The 21,554-nt window shown below is 66.6% G+C and carries 13 protein-coding genes and 1 tRNA gene; 7 read left to right on the top strand and 7 right to left on the bottom strand.

Annotation, left to right across the window (positions count from 1 at the left end):
• Positions 1-8: 8 nt before the first annotated feature.
• Positions 9-83, bottom strand: a tRNA-Glu gene (locus ACG2LG_RS19535).
• Between the two features lie 182 nt (positions 84-265).
• Here ACG2LG_RS19535 and tkt point away from each other — a divergent pair.
• Both tkt and ACG2LG_RS19525 read left to right on the top strand, forming a co-directional pair.
• On the top strand, positions 266-2,242 hold the full coding sequence (gene tkt, locus ACG2LG_RS19530) for a transketolase (RefSeq protein ID WP_396261869.1): 1,977 nt from the start codon (positions 266-268) through the stop codon (positions 2,240-2,242).
• A 141-nt stretch (positions 2,243-2,383) separates the two neighbouring features.
• On the top strand, positions 2,384-7,573 hold the full coding sequence (locus tag ACG2LG_RS19525) for a beta strand repeat-containing protein (RefSeq protein ID WP_396261867.1): 5,190 nt from the start codon (positions 2,384-2,386) through the stop codon (positions 7,571-7,573).
• A 2-nt stretch (positions 7,574-7,575) separates the two neighbouring features.
• Here the strand turns inward: ACG2LG_RS19525 and tsaB are convergent, their stop codons facing one another.
• Complete coding sequence (tsaB, locus tag ACG2LG_RS19520) at positions 7,576-8,214, bottom strand: tRNA (adenosine(37)-N6)-threonylcarbamoyltransferase complex dimerization subunit type 1 TsaB (RefSeq protein WP_396261866.1); 639 nt, start codon at positions 8,212-8,214, stop codon at positions 7,576-7,578.
• 130 nt (positions 8,215-8,344) lie between these two features.
• On the opposite strand from tsaB, the gene ACG2LG_RS19515 reads away from it, so the two are divergent.
• Both ACG2LG_RS19515 and ACG2LG_RS19510 read left to right on the top strand, forming a co-directional pair.
• Positions 8,345-9,475 carry a citrate/2-methylcitrate synthase gene (locus ACG2LG_RS19515; protein WP_396261864.1) on the top strand — a complete coding sequence of 377 codons (1,131 nt, stop codon included), beginning with the start codon at positions 8,345-8,347 and terminating at the stop codon, positions 9,473-9,475.
• Positions 9,476-9,481: 6 nt separating this feature from the next.
• The gene (locus ACG2LG_RS19510) at positions 9,482-10,210 is read left to right on the top strand and encodes a M14 family metallocarboxypeptidase (RefSeq protein ID WP_396261862.1); all 729 of its coding nucleotides are present in this window, start codon (positions 9,482-9,484) and stop codon (positions 10,208-10,210) included.
• 181 nt (positions 10,211-10,391) lie between these two features.
• Here the strand turns inward: ACG2LG_RS19510 and ACG2LG_RS19505 are convergent, their stop codons facing one another.
• Positions 10,392-11,042, bottom strand: coding sequence for a GyrI-like domain-containing protein (locus ACG2LG_RS19505; protein ID WP_396261860.1), 651 nt, complete (start codon positions 11,040-11,042; stop codon positions 10,392-10,394).
• Positions 11,043-11,193: 151 nt separating this feature from the next.
• Here ACG2LG_RS19505 and ACG2LG_RS19500 point away from each other — a divergent pair, with 151 nt between their 5' ends.
• Positions 11,194-12,324, top strand: coding sequence for a dienelactone hydrolase family protein (locus ACG2LG_RS19500; protein WP_396261859.1), 1,131 nt, complete (start codon positions 11,194-11,196; stop codon positions 12,322-12,324).
• 71 nt (positions 12,325-12,395) lie between these two features.
• Here ACG2LG_RS19500 and ACG2LG_RS19495 read toward each other — a convergent pair whose 3' ends face one another.
• Positions 12,396-12,743 carry a P-II family nitrogen regulator gene (locus ACG2LG_RS19495; protein WP_396261857.1) on the bottom strand — a complete coding sequence of 116 codons (348 nt, stop codon included), beginning with the start codon at positions 12,741-12,743 and terminating at the stop codon, positions 12,396-12,398.
• 160 nt (positions 12,744-12,903) lie between these two features.
• Here ACG2LG_RS19495 and ACG2LG_RS19490 point away from each other — a divergent pair, with 160 nt between their 5' ends.
• Positions 12,904-14,226, top strand: coding sequence for a radical SAM protein (locus ACG2LG_RS19490; protein ID WP_396261855.1), 1,323 nt, complete (start codon positions 12,904-12,906; stop codon positions 14,224-14,226).
• Positions 14,227-14,269: 43 nt separating this feature from the next.
• Here ACG2LG_RS19490 and ACG2LG_RS19485 read toward each other — a convergent pair whose 3' ends face one another.
• The gene (locus ACG2LG_RS19485) at positions 14,270-16,162 is read right to left on the bottom strand and encodes an ankyrin repeat domain-containing protein (RefSeq protein WP_396261853.1); all 1,893 of its coding nucleotides are present in this window, start codon (positions 16,160-16,162) and stop codon (positions 14,270-14,272) included.
• 150 nt (positions 16,163-16,312) lie between these two features.
• Here ACG2LG_RS19485 and ACG2LG_RS19480 point away from each other — a divergent pair, with 150 nt between their 5' ends.
• The gene (locus ACG2LG_RS19480; RefSeq protein WP_396261852.1) at positions 16,313-19,432 is read left to right on the top strand and encodes an SUMF1/EgtB/PvdO family nonheme iron enzyme; all 3,120 of its coding nucleotides are present in this window, start codon (positions 16,313-16,315) and stop codon (positions 19,430-19,432) included.
• A gap of 13 nt (positions 19,433-19,445) precedes the next feature.
• On the opposite strand, the gene ACG2LG_RS19475 is transcribed toward ACG2LG_RS19480, so the two are convergent.
• Both ACG2LG_RS19475 and ACG2LG_RS19470 read right to left on the bottom strand, forming a co-directional pair.
• Positions 19,446-19,787, bottom strand: a complete 342-nt coding sequence (locus ACG2LG_RS19475; RefSeq protein WP_396261850.1) for an SH3 domain-containing protein — start codon at positions 19,785-19,787, stop codon at positions 19,446-19,448.
• Positions 19,788-20,052: 265 nt separating this feature from the next.
• Positions 20,053-21,420 (bottom strand): arylsulfatase, encoded by a 1,368-nt coding sequence (locus tag ACG2LG_RS19470; RefSeq protein ID WP_396261848.1) that lies wholly within the window; start codon positions 21,418-21,420, stop codon positions 20,053-20,055.
• Positions 21,421-21,554 lie beyond the last annotated feature (134 nt).

Below are 21,554 nucleotides of genomic sequence, written 5' to 3'. Positions count from 1 at the left end.
CGAGCGAGTGGCATCCCGTAGGGGAGTCGAACCCCTGTTGCCGGAATGAAAATCCGGAGTCCTAACCACTAGACGAACGGGACGTGTCACTCGTGACACCTGCCGAGGCAGGCGCGGGCGCGAAAGATAGAAATGGCCCGGTGCCTGACAAGGACAAAATCCCTTGTTTTTTGAAAATCCCCCGCCATTCGGGGAACTGCGGCTTGCCAGCGGGTGCGCGTCCCCTACCCTGCCCGGCCTGTCGGACAAATTTCCGTCTTTTCCTATGAATCAAGAGATCCTCTCCCAAGCCGCCGCCCAGGCCCGTGGGCTCGCCATCGACGCCATCCACGCCTGCTCCTCCGGCCACCTCGGCCTGCCGCTCGGTTGCGCCGATATCGGCGCGGTGCTCTACGGAGGTGGTGGCCTGCGCTTCAATCCCGAGGCTCCCAAATGGCTCAATCGCGACCGCTTCATCCTCTCCGCCGGTCACGGCTCGATGTTCCTCTACAGCTGGCTCCACATGGCCGGCTACCACCTGTCGCTCGACGAGGTGAAGAACTTCCGCCAGCTCGGCTCGGAAACCCCCGGCCACCCGGAGTTCGGCGACACCGCCGGGGTCGAGGCGACCACCGGCCCGCTTGGCCAGGGCATCGGCAACGGCGTCGGCTACGCCCTCTCCGGCAAGCGCGCCGCGGCCAAGTTCAACACCGACGAGCACACGATCTTCGACCACCACGTGATCGTCCTGCACGGCGACGGATGCCTGCAGGAAGGCGTGGCGCGGGAATCCATCGCCTTCGCCGGCCACACCGGACTCGACAACCTGATCCTCATCTACGACTCGAACGACGTCACCCTCGACGCGATGGCCGAGGTGACCCAGAGCGGGGACGCCGAAGGCTACTTCCGCTCGCAGGGCTGGGATGCCGTGACCATCGACGGTCACGACATGGAGGCCTTCGCCGCCGCGCTGGAGAAGGCCAAGGCCGACGACAACGGCAAGCCGAAGGTGATCATCGCCAAAACGCTCATCGGCAAGGGCATCCCGGAAGTGGCGGGCACCGCCGCCGGTCACGGCGAGGGCGGGGCCAAGTTCGCCGAATCCGCCCGCAAGGGACTCGGGCTGCCGGAGGAAACCTTCTACGTCTCGGACGAGGTGAAGAAGCACTTCGCCGAGGTCGCCGAGCAGGGGAAAAGCGAATTTCTCCAGTGGCAGAGCACCTACGAGGCCTGGGCCCAGGCCAATCCGGAGCTGGCGACCGAACTGCGCGCCGGCGTGCGCGGTGAAATCCCCAGCGACCTGCTCGACCGCATCCCGGCCTTCGACGACGGCGAAGGCGGCGCCACCCGCGCCTCGGGCGGTGTCGTGATCCAGAGCGTCGCCAAGCTCGTGCCCCAGCTTCTCACCGGTTCGGCCGACCTCTTCGGATCGACCAAGAACTATATCAAGGACGCCGGCGACTTCGGTGCCGACAACCCGGACGGCCGCAACGTCTGGTTCGGCATCCGCGAGCACGGCATGGGCGCGATCTGCAACGGCATCGCCTACGACGGCATCTTCCGCGCCTCGGGGGCGACCTTCATGGTCTTCGCCGACTACATGCGCGGCTCGATCCGCCTCGCTGCGCTGGCCAAGCTGCCCGTCACCTACATCTTCACCCACGATTCGGTGGGCGTCGGTGAGGACGGCCCGACCCACCAGCCGGTGGAAACCGTCAGCGGCCTGCGCGTGATCCCCAACCTCGACGTGATCCGCCCGGCCGACGCCGAGGAAACCGCCGGCGCCTTCGCCGCGGCGATGCTGCGCACCGACGGCCCCACCCTGCTGGCGCTGACCCGTCAGGGCGTGCCGGCGATGACCGGGCTTTCGCACGGCGAGCGCCGCGAGGGCGTGATCCGCGGCGGCTACATCGTCCGCAAGGAAAAGGGCGAGCTGACCACTCTTCTGCTGGCCAGCGGATCGGAAGTGCAGCACGCGCTGAAGGCCGCCGAGGAGCTCGGCGACGGCGTGCGCGTGGTCTCGATGCCGTGTTTCGAGCGCTTCGACCGCCAAAGCGACGACTACCGGGAAAGCATCCTGCCGAAAAGCTGCACCAAGCGCATCGCCATCGAGGCCGGCGTCACCGGCCTGTGGTGGAAATACGTCGGCAGCGAGGGCAAGGTGATCGGCATCGACCGCTTCGGCCTCAGCGCCCCCGGCGGCACCGCGATGAAGGAACTCGGCATCAGCGCCGAGTCGATCGTCGCGGCGGCGAAGTAGGTTACCCTCCAGCAGTCCCCTTCGGAGCGCCGCACCTTCGAGTGCGGCGTTCTTGTCGGGGGCTTGTGACAAAGTGGTTGGGCAGTTGAACTGTTGAACTTGCCATCGCGTCGTTATTTTGTCGGTATCTGGGCTTTTATCATGCGCCTTCCTGCCCTCCTCATCTTCGCCAGCATCCTTCCCGGTCCTCTTCTCGCCGCCACCTTCACCTGGGACGGCAACGGCCCCAACGACCTCCTGCTCGAGCCTATCAACTGGCTCGGCAACAACGCGCCGCCCGACGACGGCACCGCCGACATCGTTCTCGCCGGCAGCGTCAACACCAGCCCCAGGCTCAACGGCAATTTCGACCTGAACAGCATCACCTTCGCCTCCGGCGCCTTCCCCTTCAGCATCACCGAGGCCTCGGGAGCCGGCATCCAGTTCGACCTGGGGCCGGGCGGCATCACCAACCTCGACGGCAGCACCCAGGAAATCGATACCGACATTTTTCTCACAGCGACGCAACTCTGGCACGCCGATGCCGGCGCGCTTCGCATCGGCACGCCCGGCACCGTCCGCTGGGTGAATCTGGGAGGCAACACCCTCAGTGCGGTCACGGACACCCTGGAGTCGATTCTCTTCTACTCGGAACTGCGTGGCACCGGCAACCTGACCAAGTCCGGACTCGGGACCCTGACCCTCTACAATGATGGCAACTCGTGGTCCGGCGCGACCACGGTCAACGGAGGTATCCTGCGGGTCAGTGCCGACAACGCCTTCTCCCCGGGCAGCAGCCTCAACATCGGCACCAGCGGCCGCTTCGACCTCAACGGCTTCAACACGACCGCGTTGTGGCTGGGTGGCGGCGGCCAACTCGATCTCGGCGGCGGCGAGTTGACCGCCGGCGACATTTCCAACCGCACCTACAACGGTGTGATCGAGGGCACCGGCGGACGGCTGATCAAGCAGGGCAGCGGCTCGCTGACCCTGACCGGCGCACAGATCACCGAGGGTACCGATTACTGGGCGCAGGAAGGAAGCCTGATCGTCCAGAACACGCTCGGCTCGAATGCCAGCGTGACGGTCAATCCCGGCGCGGTGATCGACGTCCAGACCCCGACACTGAATCTGGTGGCGGCGGGTCCGACCGAATTGATCGGATCGGGAGACATCGAATTGAACCAGAACGACCTGAACTACTCGGTTCCCAACGGCGAGACCGCGTTCTTTTTCGGGCGATTGCTGGGAGGCGCCAACGCCGATCTCACAAAGCTGGGCGATGGCAAGCTGGTGCTGGATGACGCGGACTCCTACACCGGCGAGATTCGCGTCAATGACGGGACGCTGGGCTTCAACAGCAACAACCTCTTCGACGCCACCGATCCACTGGGCTCCCTGATCATTCAGTCCACCGGACGGGTCGAACTCGGGGGCACCCAGCAGACCTTCTACGATATCTCGGGCTCCGGACCGATCGACCTGGACGGGGGTGAGTTGCGACTGCTGGGGGATCCGGTCCCGGGGAATTACGGGAAGAGTTACAGCCTGGACGTCACCGGGCAGGGAGATCTTCTTTTTGCGGATACGACCTCGATCAATGACGCCAGCTTCCCCGACATTCAGATGTTCTCGTCAGGCTCGTACGATTTCACCGGCTCGTTCGTTGTCGAGAGCGGCATCGTCGGAGGGCTGGAATACCACTCGAGCGCCCCCAACACACTCGACATCCGGCAACCGGGAACCGTCAGCATCCAACACGCCAACCTCACCGCGAACACCCTCATCGGAGCGGGAACCTTCTCCACCCTCGGTCCCCTGGACCTTGCGCTTCTCGGAGATGGGCAAAGTCACACCTTCAGCGGGGTGCTCAATCCCCGGGGGCTCGCCAATGGCGGGGAATGCACCGTGGAGATTCGCAATCAAAGCTGGACCTTCAACGGTCATATCGACCGCCTCCAGGATGAGCCCCCGGTGCGTGCGGTGGTCGGGGGCGACGCCAGCACCAGTTTCCGCACCAACTCGCTCGGCGACATGGCGATCCCCAATGAAGTGCTGGTCGAGTCCGGCGGCACGGCAGGCTTCGTGCTCAACTCGACCTCGGCCACGTGGCAATTGGAGGGGCCTTCGGGCGTCAACCCCACCTCTGGAACGGTCGCCATCAACGCCAGCAACAACGCCCTCGCCACGGTCACGCTGCTACCAAGCTTCAACAATATCCTGCTGGTCTCCACCTCGACCGGCGCGCGGGTGCGGCTCCTTCAGAGTGGCGGAGCATCCGCAGCTCTCCTTTCCGGCTCCGGTGAAGTCGAACTGGGAGGCGACCTGACACTCGACTCGCTGAGCGGCACGATGGACATCGACCTCAGGGGTCATGACCTCACGATCGACATCGCCTCGTCCGAGATCTTCGAGGGCCGCTTCGTCGACAGCGTCGGAGGAGGCCGGATCTACGTCCGCGGGGCCGGCGATCTCGAACTGCGTGGCATGAGCACCTTCGACGGATTGCTGGATATCGGAGTCTTTGCCGGAACGGCGGGCAAGGTGACCGCCAATACCAACGAAGCGCTCTCTGACAATGCCTCACTGGATATCTCAAACGGCGAGTTCGACCTGCTCGATCATGCTCTCACGATCCTCAACCTGAGAAGCAGCGGGCCCGGAGTGTTCCGGGGTTCCACGGGATCCTCCCTGACCGTCGACGAGATCTATTTCAACGGGGCTTTTGCGGGCGATCTGGATCTCGTGGTCGATCCCAGCTCGTCCAGCTTCTCGTTCGATCAGCGCCTTTGGGATGCAAGCGGGCAACTGGGATCGTTGACCAGCACGACCACGAACCTCAGCGTGGCCCGCGCCGACATCGATGTGATGAGATCCATCGATCTTGAATGGAGTCCATTGGGAGGCGGTGGCGACCGGCCTTTTGAGATCGTTGATTCCACGCTCCGCTCGACCGGTGCCGATTTTTCTTTCCGCGCGCAGGAGACGGACGGCTGGACCGGGTCCAGCCAGCTTGAGATCTCCGGCAGCACCCTCGAGGGTGGTCTCATCGGCATCACTTCGGATGCCCCGGTTTCGATCGTCGACTCCGTGCTCCGCCCAGTTGACAACGGACACCTTGGAACTCCCCGCCTCTCCATTGGCGATCGCACCTCGATCGACATCTCTGGCTCCACGCTCGGGAACAGCGCGCTGGCCGATGTGGACATCAGCATGCGTGCCTTCGACCTCGCGATCACGGGTTCCTCCCTCGATGCCGGCGGATCCCTCACACTTCTCAACAACGACGGCAGCACCGGCAACGCCGTCATCAGCGGCAGCACCGTCACGGCCGGCGCCTTCAAGGGTGGCGACCGCCCGTCCCACACTTTCGACTGGCGGTTCAGTTCCCTGTCCGCGCTTGAGTCGGAGGTTGCCGGCATCTGGACCATCGAGGCCAGCGACCTTGACTTTGGCACCCTCACCGCCAACCCCGGGGCCACGGCGGATTTCCGCTCCGGGTCGATCTCCCTTTCCAACGACCTTCGCCTGGGCTTCGGGGAGTTTCTGGGGACTGGCCTCACCCTCACCGGCCTTCATGCCCTGAACGTCGGCGGCACCCTCACCCTCGGCCGTTTCGCCTCGCTCACGCTCGATGGGGGCGACCTTGGCGTCGGCGACATGACGATCGACGGCGAGTTCGACTGGATCGATGGCGACCTCACCGTCGGCGGCGCCTTCAACCTGGGCAGTTCCTCCTTCCTCGGCACCGACCTGATGCTGGGCAACCGGCAGGATCTGATCGTCAACGGCGGCTTCACGACGAACTACGGGTCGAGCCTGGTGATGGACGGCGGTTCCATTCGGACCACGGGTCTGGGTAACTCCTTCGGAAACTTCGGCACCTTCTCGCTGCTCCGCGGCCCGGTGCGCACCGAGGCCTTCACCAACGGTGCCGGGGCCACCGCCTTCATCGGCTCGCTGTTGACGGTCGAAAACCAAGCCTTCCAGAGCACCTCGGCGTGGAACTCCGGAACGCTCGAAATGACCGGGCCGGGGGCGATCCTCCAATTGCAGGGCGGCGGGCGGCTTTCCAACGACGGCCTCATCTCCGGCACCGGCGTGATCGACGGGGGCCTCGTGAACGACAATGTCTTCAGCCCCGGCAGAATCCGCGCCGACCTCGGCGAGTCGCTGCGCATCACCGGCGATCTCGACAACTCGGGCACGGTCGAGTTGGTCGGCGGCAGCGTGGAGGTGCAGGGCACGATGACCAATACCGGCGAGGTGAGCGGCCGCGGCCTGCTGGCCGGAAACCGCGCCGCCACGACCGCCATCGACAACCAGGGCACCATGACCTTCTCCGGAGGCACCAGCGATGTTTACGGAAACGTCTCCAATTCGACGGGCGGCACCATCATCTCCACCGGCGGCGGCGTGGTCACCTTCCACGACGACTTTGCCCACAACGGCGACGAGATGCGGACCAGCGCCGGCTCAAGCGCGGTGTTCCTCGGCGACGTGACCGGCACCGGCACCTTCAACGGCACGGGCACGGTCTATTTCGAGGGAACCTTCAATCCCGGCACCAGCCCGGGGCTGGTCACGGCGACCGTCGACCTGATCATGGGGCCCTCACTGGTCAGCACCTTCGAAATCGGCGGCTACGGCCAGGGCACCGAGTACGACTTTCTCGACTCCGACGGTGACCTGACCCTCGACGGCATGTTCCATGTGCTGCTTTACGGGGGATTCACTCCGACGGCCGGAGACAGCTTCGATCTCTTCGACGCTCCCTCGATCACGGGCAGCTTCGACGAGGTCACCGCCAGCGAGCTTCCGGAAGGTCTTGAGTGGGACTTCTCGCAGCTTGAGAGCGACGGCATCGTCGCGGTGCAGTCGACCGTCACCGACCCCTACGATGCCTGGACCGCCTTCTGGGGCCTGCACGGTGCCGACGCCCTCCGCAGCGCCGATCCGAACGGCGATGGTGTGAGCAACCTCGAACACTTTGCCTTCGACACCAATCCGAACACGGGCGGGACCGACGGTCGCTGCCGGGTGGAGATCGCCCTCGACGGTGCCGACCGCCACCTGACCTACACCATTCCGGTGCGGGTCGGCGCGATCTTCGATGCCTCGCCATCGGCGACCATCGATGGGATTGCCTATGCGCTCACCGGCGACGATGATCTGGTCGGAGTCGATCTCACCGTGGTCGAGCGCTCACCGCTGGCGGCTGGCCTGCCGGCGCTGCGCGACATCGACGGTGACACCTTTCCCGACTGGGAATACCGGAGCTTCCGTCTCGCCGATCCGGTCAGCGTGCGGAGCCGCGGATTCATGCAGGTGTCGGTGACGGAGGCACCTTGAAGTCATCCCCTCCGCAGCAGCGGATGGCCCTTCTTCGCCTCGGTGATGTGGGGTGGGCGAAGGTATGCGGGCTGTGGAGGCTCGGATCGCAGGCGCGCGCGGGTCGGATCATCGAGCCCGAGCCATGCGGCGGCCAGGGCGAGGGCGCTCGGAGTCACCGGCCGGACTTCGATTTCGTCCGGGAGATTCATGCCTGAGAGATCCTCGAGGGCGTGGACCGGTCCATCGATCCGCTCTTCCAGGTCCGCACGGTCGACCAGCTGGGGCTGCGGAAGCCCGTCGCCGAGCCGCACCCACCAGGCGCTGCCGCGGCGGGCGTCGCCGACCACCAGTCCCTCGTCGAGCCCCAGCGCCAGCAGCGAGCTGAGGCCCGCCACCGGACAGCCGTGGACCAGCCCGACTCCCTGGGCGGCGGCGATCCCGACCCGGGTCCCCGAATAGCTGCCGGGTCCGGTGCCGACCACGATTTCGTCGATCCGGGCACCTTCCAGGCACTCGATGGCCTGCTGCAGGGGCCTGAAAAGCAGGGCGTTGTGGTGCCGGTCACTGTCGAAGGCCTGCTCGAAAACCGGCGATCCATCGCGCACCACCGCGAGCGTCGCCCGCGGCGTGCTGCATTCGATTGCCAGAACCAGCGCCACGGCGCGAAGCTAGCCCCGGGCGGGTCCCCGCGGCAAGGGCGCTCGATTCGGCCTTGCGCGTTTTCGCTCCTGTCGCTTTGTTCGCTGCCGGCGCGCGGCAGAGCTGCCGAGCCGAAATTTTTTAGAAATCATGACGACATACGCCAAGGGCCTTGAAGGGGTCATCGCCAACCAAACCGCGCTCTCCAACGTCGACGGAAAACTCGGCCGCTTGAGCTATCTCGGCTACCACATCGATGATCTCGTCCACAGCTGTCGCTACGAGGAAATCGTTTACCTTCTCCACTACGGGAAGCTCCCCAACGAAAGCGAGCTCACCACCTTCATGACCGGCCTGCGCGCCGAGCGCGGACTTCCCGAGGGCGTGATGGATTTCCTCCGCACCGCCCCCAAGGACGCCAGCCCGATGGACGTGCTGCGGACGGCCGTGTCGATGCTCTCGCTCTACGACAAGCGCGCGGCGATCGGCGACCCGGACATGGAGAAGGATGCCGCGATCGCGCTCTCGATCTGCGCCAAGGTGCCGACGATCGTCGCCGCCTACCACCGCTTCCGCCAGGGCCTCGAGCTGCCCGAGCTGCGCGACGACATGGGCGAGGCCCGGCACTTCCTCTACCTCATCAACGGCGAGCCCTCGACCGACGTCGCCACCCGCACGCTGGCCGTCGCGCTCATCCTTCACGCCGACCACGGGATGAATGCCTCGACCTTCGCCGGCCGCGTGACCATCGCCACGCTCTCGGACATGTATTCGGCGGTCACCTCGGCAATCGGCGCGCTCAAGGGCCCGCTCCACGGCGGCGCCAACGAGGGCGTGATCCACATGCTCGAGGACATCGGCGAGCCGTCGAAGGTCGACGCCTACATCGACGACATGCTGGCCCGGAAGAAGAAGATCATGGGCATCGGTCACCGCGTCTACAAGACGCTCGACCCGCGCGCGCCGCACCTGCGCCGCCTCGCCGTCCAGCTCACCGAGGAACTCGGCGAGCCGAAATGGATCCAGATGTCCGAGCGGATCGCCGAGTTGATGCGCGAAAAGAAGGGCCTCGAAGCCAACGTCGATTTCTACTCGGCCACCGTTTACTACTCGCTGGGCATTCCGACCGACCTTTTCACCCCGATTTTCGCGATCGCCCGCACCAGCGGTTGGACCGCCCAGCTGCTTGAGCAGCTCCGCGACAACCGCCTCTACCGCCCGCAGACCCTCTGGGTCGGCCCCGAGGAACTCTCGCCGGTGCCTCCGATGGCGGAGCGCTGACCGCCCGTGAACCGCTTCGACCCCGCCACCTTCCTCAGCGAGTTCCGTCGCGAGGCCGAGGGGCGGGGTTTTTCATGCGCGACCCTGCTCGAGACCGGGGCCGGGCCGCTGCTCGGCTTCGTCCGCCCGGGCACCGGCAAGCCCGCCTACCTGTCCGCCGGCATCCATGGCGACGAGCCCGCCGGACCGCTCGCCGCACTCGAGTTGCTCAAGGCCGGGGCCTTCGACGACGGACGCGAGTGGACGCTGTGCCCGGCGGTGAATCCCACCGGCCTCGCCGCCGGCACCCGCGACACCGCGGCCGGATTCGACATCAACCGCGACTACCTCAGGCGCCGGACCCCCGAGGTGCTTGCCCACGCCGCGTGGCTGGAGACGCGCCCCACTCCCGGGCTCTTCCTTTCCCTGCACGAGGACTGGGAAACGAGCGGCTTCTACTTCTACGAGATCAACCTCGCCGACGACCGGCCCGACCTCGCCCGGTCGATCCTCGGGGCGGTGTCACCGTGGTTTCCGCCGGAGCCGAGCGAAACGATCGACGACCACGAGGTCCGCGAGCGCGGCTGGATCTATCATGAGGCGCGCGCCGACTTTCCCGACCACTGGCCCGAGGCCATCTTCCTCGCCGAAAGCGGCTGCCCGCTGTCGTTCACCTTCGAGACGCCGAGCTCGGCGAGAATGGAAGACCGCATCGCCGCGCATGTCGCTGCGGCGAAGGCGGTGCTGAAGGTCTGACACCGTCGGCGTCGATCGAGAAAAAATTGGGACCAGGATGGATGGGATGGATCGGATATCGGATTGATCAGGGGAAATGGGGTCTGGGCGTCTTGATTTCTCAAACCACCCTCAGCTTCAGCATGGTTCAATGCTCAAGAGTCAGAGCCTATTCATCCCATCCATCCTGGTCCCCCAAGGCTCAAGACGCCGGGCTCACCTGAAACCTCAGCACGGTCTTCAACTTCTCCGGGGCCGTCTTGCGGAAGTCGGAAAGATAGATCTCCCGATGCCGCATCGACGCCCGCTCGAGCCCCTGCCCTGCGGCAAATCCCTCCATCCTGCGGAATGACGCCGGTTCGTCATCATAAGGGCCGACATGGAGCATCTGGACGCACTTCCCCTCGGCAATCTCCTCGAACCTCACCTCCCCAAGCAGGGGCTGGGGTTTCCGCTTCATCACCATTTGCCGGATCTCCTCGAAGAACGAGGTCTCCACAAAATCGGGCTGACGGATCATCAGCGTGAAGACGAGGTCGTTCTTGTTGATGGTGCCGGCGTATTTCTTCCTCCCCTCCTCGTTCAGGTCCCACTCCCCCTCAAGGGGATAGACGGTGTAGTCGTGGTATCCCGCCGGACGCCGGTCGGGCTTCTTCGCCGTCATCTTGATCCCGTAGGCCAGCGAGTAGAGGGCCGTGATGGCCTCGGCAAAAGGCTCGTCGTTGGGATTTCCCTCGCCCGCGAGGGTCAGGAACTTGAACGCCGGGACCGCGATGACCTCCGGCTGCGGCTGTGGGAGATAGAACTCCTTTTCCCGCTTGCGCCATTCGTGCTTGGGAGTGGCTGCCGGCATGCCTCTGCATCTCAACCCCTGAGCGGCGCTTTGTGGAGCAGCGATTTGCGATCCCTTGGGCGCCCGGAGGACGCAAGAAAGGGATTGGAAATCCCTTCTCCATACTTGGAATCGGGATCGACCGCCGGACTCGTCCGCCTACGCTATCCGCATGAATTGGACCGCCCTTCTGCTCGGAGTTGCCTTGATCATCGTCGACGCCGCCCGTGCCGAACCCGGCCCCGACCGTGAGGCGGCGCAGGCAAAGGTGGCGGAACTCTACGCCGCGCGGGTCGAGGCGGAGCGCGAGGCCCGCGAGGCGGAGCTGAAGGCCAGGGAGATCACCCTCGGCGACAAGACCATGAAGTGGCTGGAGCGGTCCTTCGGCGATGCGGAGGACGGCAGCCGCAGCCTGTGGATCTCGATGCACGGCGGCGGCGGGGCACCGGCACGGGTGAATGACCAGCAGTGGCAGAACCAGATCCGCCTCTACGAGCCGGAGGAGGGAATCTACGTCGCCCCGCGCGCCCCGACCGACAATTGGAACCTGTGGCACGAGGCGCACATCGATCCGCTTTTCGCCCGGCTGATCGAGAACATGGTCGCGCTGCGCGGGGTCGATGCGGACAAGGTCTATCTGATGGGCTATTCGGCCGGGGGCGACGGCGTCTGGCAGCTCGGGCCGCGGATGGCCGACCATTTCGCGGCGGCGGCGATGATGGCCGGACATCCGAACGAGGCCCAGCTCGACGGCCTGCGGAACCTGCCCTTCGCCATCTTCATGGGCGGAAAGGACCAGGCCTACGACCGGAACAAGGTGGCCGCCGAGCGCGGCGAGCAGCTGGCCAAGCTGCACAAGGACGATCCCGGAGGCTACGAGCACCTCGTCCGGATCTACCCGGAGATGGGCCACTGGATGAGGCTCAAGGATGCCGAAGCCCTGCCGTGGATGGCGAAGTTCACCCGCCGCACCTGGCCGCAGCGGGTCGTCTGGCTCCAGGACGACGTGACCCACGACCGCTTCTACTGGCTGCAGCTGCCCGAGGGGGCCGCAAAGAAGGGCCAGCGCATCGTCGCCGCGGTGAAGGGCCGGCAGATCACGCTGAGCGGCGACGTGCCGACCGGGACCACCCTCCTGCTCCACGACCAACTGATCGACCTCGACCAGCCGATCTCGGTGAAGGTCAACGACGCGGAGCCGGTGGAGTTCGAAGTCACCCGCGACCCGGCCATCATCAAGAGCGCCCTTTCCAAGCGCCTCGATCCCAAGGCCTGCCCGACGGCGGCGATCACGCTCAAGTAATACCCAAAATGAATCGGCCGCTCCCTTGCGGAAGCGACCGACCATGAAACAACAGTAGCTGGGAAAGTGGATCAGTTGACGGCCACGGCGGACGAGCCGGTTTCGCCGGTGCGGATGCGGATGGCTTCCTCAACCGGGGAGATGAAGACCTTGCCGTCGCCGATCTTGCCGGTGTTGGCGCTCTTCACGATGGCCTCGGCCACGGCGGACGACTGTTCGTCGTCGACAATGATCTCGATCTTCACCTTGGGAAGGAAGTCCACGGTGTACTCGGAACCACGGTAGATTTCGGTGTGGCCTTTCTGACGGCCGAAGCCCTTCACTTCGGTCACCGTCATGCCCTGGATGCCGACTTCGGCGAGGGCTTCTTTGACTTCCTCCAGCTTGAACGGTTTGATGATCGCTTCGATTTTCTTCATGGTGACGGTTGGTCTGAGTGAGGGTAGCAGTGGCCGTGCCAAGCCTCTTTGTAAATTTTTTAGAACGCGGAGATTCTTACGAGGTGGCCTTGGGTTTGGCGAGACGAAAGGCTGACAACACCGACTTTCGTTTCGCGCCGGAGCTGTCAGGCTGCCGCCGATGCTGCCGACCCTCCGCGAGATTCTGAAGCGCACCACCTCGAAATGCCCGGTGTGCCGGCAGCCCTGCCCGGGCGAGGTCTGGCGCGGGGCCGACGGCCGGGTGTGGCTGGGCCGGACCTGCCCCGAGCACGGGCCCCACGACCAGTGCATCGCCTCGGACGGCCGGTTTCACTGGCTTTCCAGCGGCGACCCGGCCAATGCCTGCGGAGCGGGCTGCGCCTGCCCCAGCGACCCGGCGGGCGCCACCGGCAGCCTCGGGGCCAATGCCGGCAAGCCCGGCACGCCGGAGAAGCTCTCGACCTGCCTGGCGCTGATCGAAATCGTCGACTCCTGCAATCTCGCCTGTCCGACCTGCTTCGCGGATTCGCCGACCGGAACCGCCGGCGACCGACTCCAGGCCCACCCGCTGCCGGAGCTGAAAAAACGCATCGCCGGGGTGCTCGAGCGCAAGGGCGGGATCGAAATCCTCCAGCTCTCCGGCGGCGAGCCGACCTTGCACCCGGAATTTTTTGAACTCCTCGACTGGATCCAGGCCGAACCACGCATCGATTACTGCCTGCTCAACACCAACGGCCTGAAGCTGGCGACGGATCCGGACTTTCTCGATGGCCTGGCCCGGCGCGCGGCGGCGGGAAACTTCCAGCTCTACCTGCAATACGACGGCCCCGGCGAGGCCGGCCAGGTCGAGCTGCGCGGCACCGACCTGCGCGAGCGGAAGCGGGAGATCATGGAGCTTTGCGAGGCCCGCGGCATCCCCTTCACCCTGGCGATGACCGTGACGCCGCAGAATCTCGACCAGTGCTGGCCGACGATCGAGGCCGGCCTGCCCTACGAGCGTTGCCGCGGCGTCTCCTTCCAGCCGGTCTTCGGCGGTGGCCGGGGTGCCGGCGGCCCGCGGCGGCTGAACGCCTCGGATGTGGCGCTTTCGCTCCTCGGCGACGAGGGCAGCCTGCTTTCCGACAAGGACCTGACCCCGCTGCCCTGCGGCGACCCGAATTGCGCGGTGATCGGCTACCTGCTGCGCACCCCGGCCGGCACCCGCAGCATCTCGGATTTCGTCGATTTCACCGAAATGCAGGGCTTCCTGCGCGACAAGGTGCGCTACGAACTCGACGACCTCGTGCGATGCGGCTGCGAGAACACCGAGCTCGGCGAGCTGCTGCATCGCTTCGAAATGGACGAGCGCCACGCCTTCCGCGTCTTCATCAAGCCCTTCATGGACGAGTGGGACTGGGACGAGGACCGCATCGACCGCTGCTGCACCCACGTCATCCGCCCCGACGGCCAGCTCGACTCCTTCTGCCGCTACTACGCCCGGTAGGGTCGGACGTCCCCGGCGGACGAGCGGGGGCGCTCGTCCCGACCTACTCCACAATCCTCACGCGGTCGCCGAGGTCGAGGATCTGGAACAGCTTGGCGGCATTCCCCGAAGGCACCCGGATGCAGCCGTGCGACGCCGGGTAGCCGGGCACGTAGCCGCGGTGGAAGCCGAAGTCACTGCAGCTCAGGCGCTGGAAGTAAGGCATGCTGGCGTGGTAGATCGTCGAGGTCCAATGGCGGTAGCGGTTGGTCACGGCGAAGGTGCCGGTGCGGGTGGCGTAGCCCTGCTTGCCGGTCGAGACCTTGGTCTTGAAAATCTCCTCGCCCGACTTGCCGAAGACCCGCAGCTCCTGGTCGGAAAGATCCACCAGCACCTCGCGCTCCTCGACGTAGGGATCCTTTCCAAGCAACAGGCGCATCATCGGCACGTCGTCGTTGCGCGCCGCGATGTTGATTGGCCAGGTCGAGTTGCGGCGCGTCCAGACCTGCTTGCGCGCGCCCTTGTCGATCAGCGTCCGGGCCGTCTCCACCGAACCGCTGTCGGCCGCCAGCATGATCGGGGTGATCCGGCTGTCCTTGCGCAGCAGCCAGCGCATCGTCGCCCCGCGCACGGTCTTGACGAACCTCTCGTCCACCGGCGACGGAATCGCCTTGTTCACGTCGACCCCGCGCTCGACCAGCGCCCGCACGGTGCCGGCGCGACCCCGGGCGATGGCGACGAGCAGCGGCGGCACCCCTTGCGCGCCGCGCAGGTCCGGGTGGGCTCCGGCGTCGAGCAGGCGCAGTGCCAGGGCATCGCTGCCGGAGGCGACCGCCATGGTGAAGGGCGTGTCGAGAAAGGGGGCACGGCTGGGATTGGGATTCGCCCCGTGGGCGAGGAGCAGCGAGGCCAGATCGACGCGATTACTACGGCAGGCGTCGTACAACATCCCCTCGGGAACCTCCCCGGTGTAACCGAGGAAGAGATGCAGGTCGCCGAGCCGGTCGTCCCCGGCCGCGCGACGCACCAGGCAGGGGCCACCGGGCGGCGAGGGATCGGCCCCGAAGCGCAGCAGCCAGCCGAGCTTCTCGCACTCCCGCGCCTCGTAGGCCTCCGCCAGCGAGCGGTTCAGCAGGTAGGCATCCGGCACCGCGCCGAGACGCCACAGCTTCCTCGCCAGCTCGAAGTCCCGCGTTTCCAGGGCGCGCGCCAGCGGCGTCAGCCCGTCGCGGTCCGCCAGGTTCGGATCGGCCCCGGCACGGACCAGCGGGCCGACCTGTTCGAGCCAGCCCTTGCGCACGGCGATCACCAGCGCCGATTCGCCGTCGGCATTCGGCGCGCCGCAGTCGGCCCCGAGCCGGATCAACTCCATCGCCAGGTCCTTGCGCCCGGCCGCCATCGCCACGTGCAGCAGCGGACTGCCGTCGGCGTCCTTCTGGTGGGGATCCGCCCCGCCCTGCATCAGGGCGCGCACGAAGGCCATGCGACCGTGGCGGATCGCCCATGGCAGAAGCCGCGAGCCATCCGGCGTCAGGCCCTCCGGGCGGGCGCCGGCCTGCAGGAGCTTCTCGGCAAGCGCCGTTTCACCATTCACCACGGCCAGGGCCAGCGGGGTGACCTCCCCGGGGCCCGGAGCATTCACGTCGGCCTCGGCATCGACGAGCAGCCAGGCCGCGTCGAGCTGGCCGCCTTCGACGGCGCGGTAGAGGGGCGTGCGGCCCTGCGGGTCGCGGTGGCCGCTGTAAACGCCGGCGGTCAGCAGCAGCCGCAGCACCTCGGCGTCGTCCTCCTCGACCGCCCGCAGCAGCGCCGGACCGTTCATCGGGATCCCGCGCTCGCGAAGCGCGGTCATGGCCTCGCGCTTCGACGAATCGCACGAAGCCAAGGCCAGCACGCCGAGCGCGAGGCCGATCGACCACGATGGAAGCCGGAGAGTCAACAAGAGCAGCCTTAGCATCGGCTTGGCGGAGCCTCAAGACCGCGCCAACTTCGATCGCCGAAGACCCCGTGCCAATCGTGGGCACGTGAACCGCAAGATATGCGCAGTGGGAGGCCGTTTCACTGCAAGAGGGCCCCGGGGCCGAGCGTCAGCCATTCCATGCAGTGCATGAAGCGCGTCCGGACCCCGCTCATCGCGGCGTTCCTGGTTCCCGGGATCCTTGGTGCCACTTCTGCCGGGGACCTCGCGGCGCTCCGTCGCGGCATCGACCACCTCGACCAGACCTTCGGCGAGGACTACCCCCGCGCGGCGGAGTTCCGTCAGCGTCTCGAGGCGATCGAGCGGACCGGGCTCGAAGCCGCCGCCGGGGAGTTCGCGGCGCTGCGCCGGGAGGCGCTTCTCGCCAATCCCCTGCTCGACTTCGACGGGCTGCTGGTCGTGCGCCGCCGCGTGGGGGACGCGAAGGGCAAGGCCGCGGGCCGGACGCTCGGGCTGCCCCAGAACTGGCAGGGAAACTGCGCGCTGCCGCGCAACGGCTACGACAACGAGATCGCGGTGCTGCCGTGGAACTCCGCCGCCGGAAAACCCCGCACGCTTTTCCACCCGGAGCAGGGCGAGTTCGTCGGCGATCTCGACCTGAGCTACGATGGTCGTCGTATCCTGTTCTCGATGCCCGACAGCAGCGGAAAGGGAAAGCCGTGGCATCTATGGGAGATGGAGACCGACGGAACGGCACCGCGCCGGCTGACCCCGGACGATCCGGGTGTCGACCAGTACGACGGCTGCTACCTGCCCGACGGGCGCATCATCTACGGCTCGACGGCGGGCTTCCAGGGGGTCCCCTGCGTCGGCGGATCGCTGAACGTCTCCAACCTCTTCCAGCTCGACCCCGCCACCGGCGTCGTCCGGCAACTGTGCTACGACCAGGACCACAACTGGAATCCCGTCGTGATGGCCGACGGGCGCGTGCTCTATACCCGCTGGGAGTACACCGACACGGCGCACTACTTCTCGCGGCAGCTGTTCAGCATGAATCCCGACGGCACCGCCCAGATGTCCGTCTACGGCAGCAATTCCTACTGGCCGAACTCGCTGTTCTACACCCGCCCGCTGCCGGGGGATCCGGGAAAGGTGGTGACGGTGGTCTCCGGCCACCACGGCGACGCCCGGGCCGGGGAGTTGGTGGTTCTCGACCTCGGCAAGGACACCCACGAAGCCGGCGGCGTGGTCCAGCGCATCCCCGGCCATGGAAAAACGGTCGAGGCGGTCACCACCGACCAGCTGGTGCGGGGCGTCTACCCCCGCTTCCTGCATCCCTACCCGCTCAGCACCGAGCATTTCCTCGTTTCCTGCCAGCCCACACCCCGGTCTCCGTGGGGCATCTGGCTGGTCGACGTGTTCGACAACATGATTCCGCTGCACGAGGAGCCCGGGGTCGCGCTGCTGGAACCCCTGCCGCTGGGGCCCCGCCAAAAGCCCGCGCTGATCCCCGACCGCTTCGACCCGGCGAGTGACCACACCGAGGTCTTTCTTTCCGACATCTACCAAGGTCCCGGGCTGCAGGGCGTGCCGCGGGGCTCGGTGAAGCGGCTCCGCCTCTACGAATACCACTACGCTTACCGCAAGATGGGCGGACACCTGAACGTCGGCATCGACGGCCCGTGGGACGTGCGCCGCATCCTCGGCACGGTGCCGGTCGAAGCCGACGGCTCGGCCCACTTCCGCATCCCGGCCAACACGCCGGTCGCCCTCCAGCCCATCGACGACCAGGGGCGGGCGCTGCAGATCATGCGCAGCTGGTTCACCGGCCAGCCGGGCGAGCGGCTGTCCTGCGTGGGTTGCCACGAGGGAAGCAACCAGGTCGCCGCCCCGCTGCCGGCAGCCGCCGCCCTCAAGCCACCGGTCGAGATCACGCCCTGGCAGGGCAGGACCCGGGGCTTCGACTTCGGCCGCGAAATCCAGCCGGTGCTCGACCGGCACTGCGCGAGCTGCCACGACGGCGGCGATGCCGGTCCCGACCTGAGGGGCGGGCGCCCCGAGATCCAGCTCGGCAAAGGCCAGCGGTTCGACGCCAGCTACGCCGAGCTGCACCGCTACATCCACCGGCCGGGGCCGGAAAGCGACAGCCACCTGGCTCTCGCCGGCGAGTACTTCGCCGAGACCAGCGAACTGATGCGGATGCTGCGCAAGGGCCACCACGGCGTCCGGCTCGACCGCGAGTCGTTCGAGCGCCTGGTGACCTGGATCGACCTCAACGTGCCCGACCACGGGAGCTGGGGCGAGCAACGCAAGGTGCCGGACGACTACGACCGGCGGCGGCTGGAAGCGCGCATCCGCTACGCCGGTCGTGCCGAGGATCCCGAGCAGATCGGGGAGGCCCGGCCGCTGCACTCCGCCCCATCCGCTCCCGCCAAAACGCCCACGCCGAAGACACCCGCCGCCCCGCGCGGCTGGCCGCTTCAGGAAAGTCAGGCGATCGCCCTCCAGGAGGAAGCCGGAAGAGAGAGCGTGATTTCGCTCCGCGAGGGGCCGGACTTGAATCTCGCCGCCATTCCGGCCGGCGAGTTTCTCATGGGCGACTCCCTCGGCTCGGCCGACGAGACTCCGCGGCTCGCCCGGATCTCACGGCCCTTCCGGATCTCGACCACGGAGATCACCAACGCCCAGTTCCGGGTCTTCGAAGCGGACCACGACAGCGGGGTGCTGAGCACCTACAACAAGGACGCCACCTCGCGCGGCCTCGACATGACCCGCGACGCGCAACCGGCGGCGCGCGTCTCATGGGAGCAGGCGCAGGCCTTCTGCGAATGGCTCTCCGCCCGCAGCGGCCGCACGGTCCGGCTGCCGACCGAGGAGGAATGGGAGTGGGCCTGCCGCGCCGGTGACGAGCGGCCGCTTCACTACGGATCCCTCGAAGACGACTTCCGCCAGCACGCCAACCTGGCCGACCGCCAACTCGCGCGGCTGTGCCGCCGGGACTCGCCGCGCTGGGTGCCGCACGTGGAAAACGTCGACGACGGTCACACCGGCCCGGCACCGGTGGCCAGCTACCGGCCGAACCGCTGGGGCCTCCACGACATGCACGGCAACCTCGCCGAATGGACCTCGTCCCGCTTCGATCCCGAGGGTTTTCTCCCCTCCGCCAGCCAGCCCGGCGACTGGCGCGTGGTCAAGGGTGGCTCGTTCCGCAGTCGGCCATCACTCGCCCGCGCCGCCTATCGCTGCGGCTACCCCAAGTGGCTGCGCCCGCACGACGTCGGATTCCGGATCGTCGTCGAAATGCCCTGATCGTCGGCCCGGTTCACGCCGGCCGCATGAGGTAATCGGCGACCCAGCCCTCCTGGCCCCCGGCATTCCGGCACCAGTGCCAGCCGTGGATCTGGCGCAGCGACTCGAGCTCGTCCCAGCGCTTCACCACCAGCACCGTCGGGTCGAAATCCTCCATCGCCGAGAAGCGGCCCTCGCCGTGGGGCTCGAGAATCTCCTCGGGCACGTAGCCCCCGCGATCCTCGCCATCGATCGCCCAGACCCAGCCGGGCCAGGCCCGGTCCGCCGGACCGACGGTCACCTCCTGACCCGCCCGCAAGCGGATCGGGTTGGCATCCCGCTCCTCGTAGTCGGCATTTGCCACGAATTTCGCCATGGGCGGAATCCTGGACCCGTCCGGCCCGAAATCCAAGTCTGCGGTCGCCCGGGCCGCGCGCGATTGTCACCGGAAAAATGATCCCGCCCAAACAAGTTGGCACTTTCAGTGCTTCCATCCCTCTCGTGGATGGTCCCGTGGCGGGTCGAAGATTTTCTGGGTTTATCTCGACCCGTCACGGTGATCCACGGCCGGGGAGGAGTTTCATGGGTTTTTCTTCTCTCCGGTCGTGGTGATCCACTTTTCTTGAATGCGGCGGCCGGAGCTACCGGAGCTCGTCCAAGCCCTTGAGCGGGAAGCGCTCGCTCGGGACGCGGGCCTCGTCCATCCGCCTGACCATGTCGGCCACCTTGTCGGGATGCCTGGCCGCGAGATCGTCCTGCTCGCCGATGTCCCGCGCCAGGTGGTAGAGCTGCGGCTTTCCGAACTTGCCGGGCTTGAGCCCGTACTGGACGAGCTTCCAATCGCCCATCCTGAGCGCCCGGCGCCCGCCCTGTTCGTGGAATTCCCAGTAAAGTTGCTCGTGCTTCTTCTGCCCGCCCTTCCCGGTGAGCGTCGGCGCGAAGGAGATCCCCTGGATGTCCCCCGGGGCCTCGATGCCCGCCAGTTCGCAGGCCGTCGGCAGGAAGTCCCAGAAGGCGGAAGGAAGGGACACGTCGCCGGGCTCCGCGATCCCCTGCGGCCAGTGGGCGATCATCGGCACGCGGATGCCTCCTTCGTAGAGGTCGCGCTTGCCGCCGCGCAGCGGGGCATTCGAGTCGAGCATCGGTGCCTTGTAGCCGCCTTCGAAATGGGAGCCATTGTCGCTGGTGAAGATCACCAGGGTGTCCTCCGCCACGCCCTTCGACTCCAGCGCCTTCATGATGCGGCCGACGTAGGCATCGATCGCCTGAACCATGCCGGCGTAGTTGCCCTTCACGTTGGTGACCTGGGAGTAGTGGTAGCGCTTCGGCGTGTAGTCGACATCGTCCTCGATCTCCACGACTTCCCCTTCCGGCGCGAGCACGGCGGCGTGCGGGATGGGATAGGAGAGCAGCAGGAAGAACGGCGACTTGCCGGCCGACTCATGGATGAACTTCTCGGCCCGCTGCGTGTAGAGCTCGGCATCGTAGTGCTTGCCGGCATGCAGGGTGTTGCCCTCCAGCGTGACCTTCTCGGTCTGGTCATAGACGAACTCCGGGTAGCGGAAGTGGCCGTCGACGTGGCTGGTTGTCCCGTAGAACACGTCGAAGCCCTTCGCCAGGACGACCTCGGGCGTCTGTGTGTTGCCGGTGACGCAGGATTTGCCGACCATCGCCGTGCGGTAGCCGGCCGACTGGAGCAGGGTGGCGACCGTGATGTCCTCGGGATCGGGCCGCAGGGTAAAGGCCCCATTGCCGCGCACGGAGGCGTGTCCGGTGTCGCGACCGGTCATCAGCGCGCAACGCGAAGGCGCACAGACCGTGGCACCCGAGTAGTGGTCGGTGAAGCGCAGGCCCTCCGAGGCCAAACCGTCGAGCACCGGCGTCTCGAAATGCTTCTGGCCGTAACAACCGAGGTCGCCGTAGCCGAGGTCGTCGGTGATGATGTAAACGATGTTGGGCTTGGCGGCGGCGGCGACGGCACTGAGGAGAACCAGCAGAATGAACTTCATCGACGGATTCATACGGTCTGACGACCGCTCAGGTAACAAGAAAGATAGGGGTAGGGACGGCGCATTGGCTTGCGCCGCCCCTCCCTTCGAACCGGACGTGCGGATCTCCCGCATCCGGCTGTCCAGTCAGCGGT

The organism is Haloferula sp. A504 (assembly GCF_044385805.1).
Classification (GTDB): Bacteria; Verrucomicrobiota; Verrucomicrobiia; order Verrucomicrobiales; family Akkermansiaceae; genus Haloferula.
Note: the sequence above shows the minus strand (reverse complement) of the source record. Positions and strands in the feature narration are given on the sequence as shown.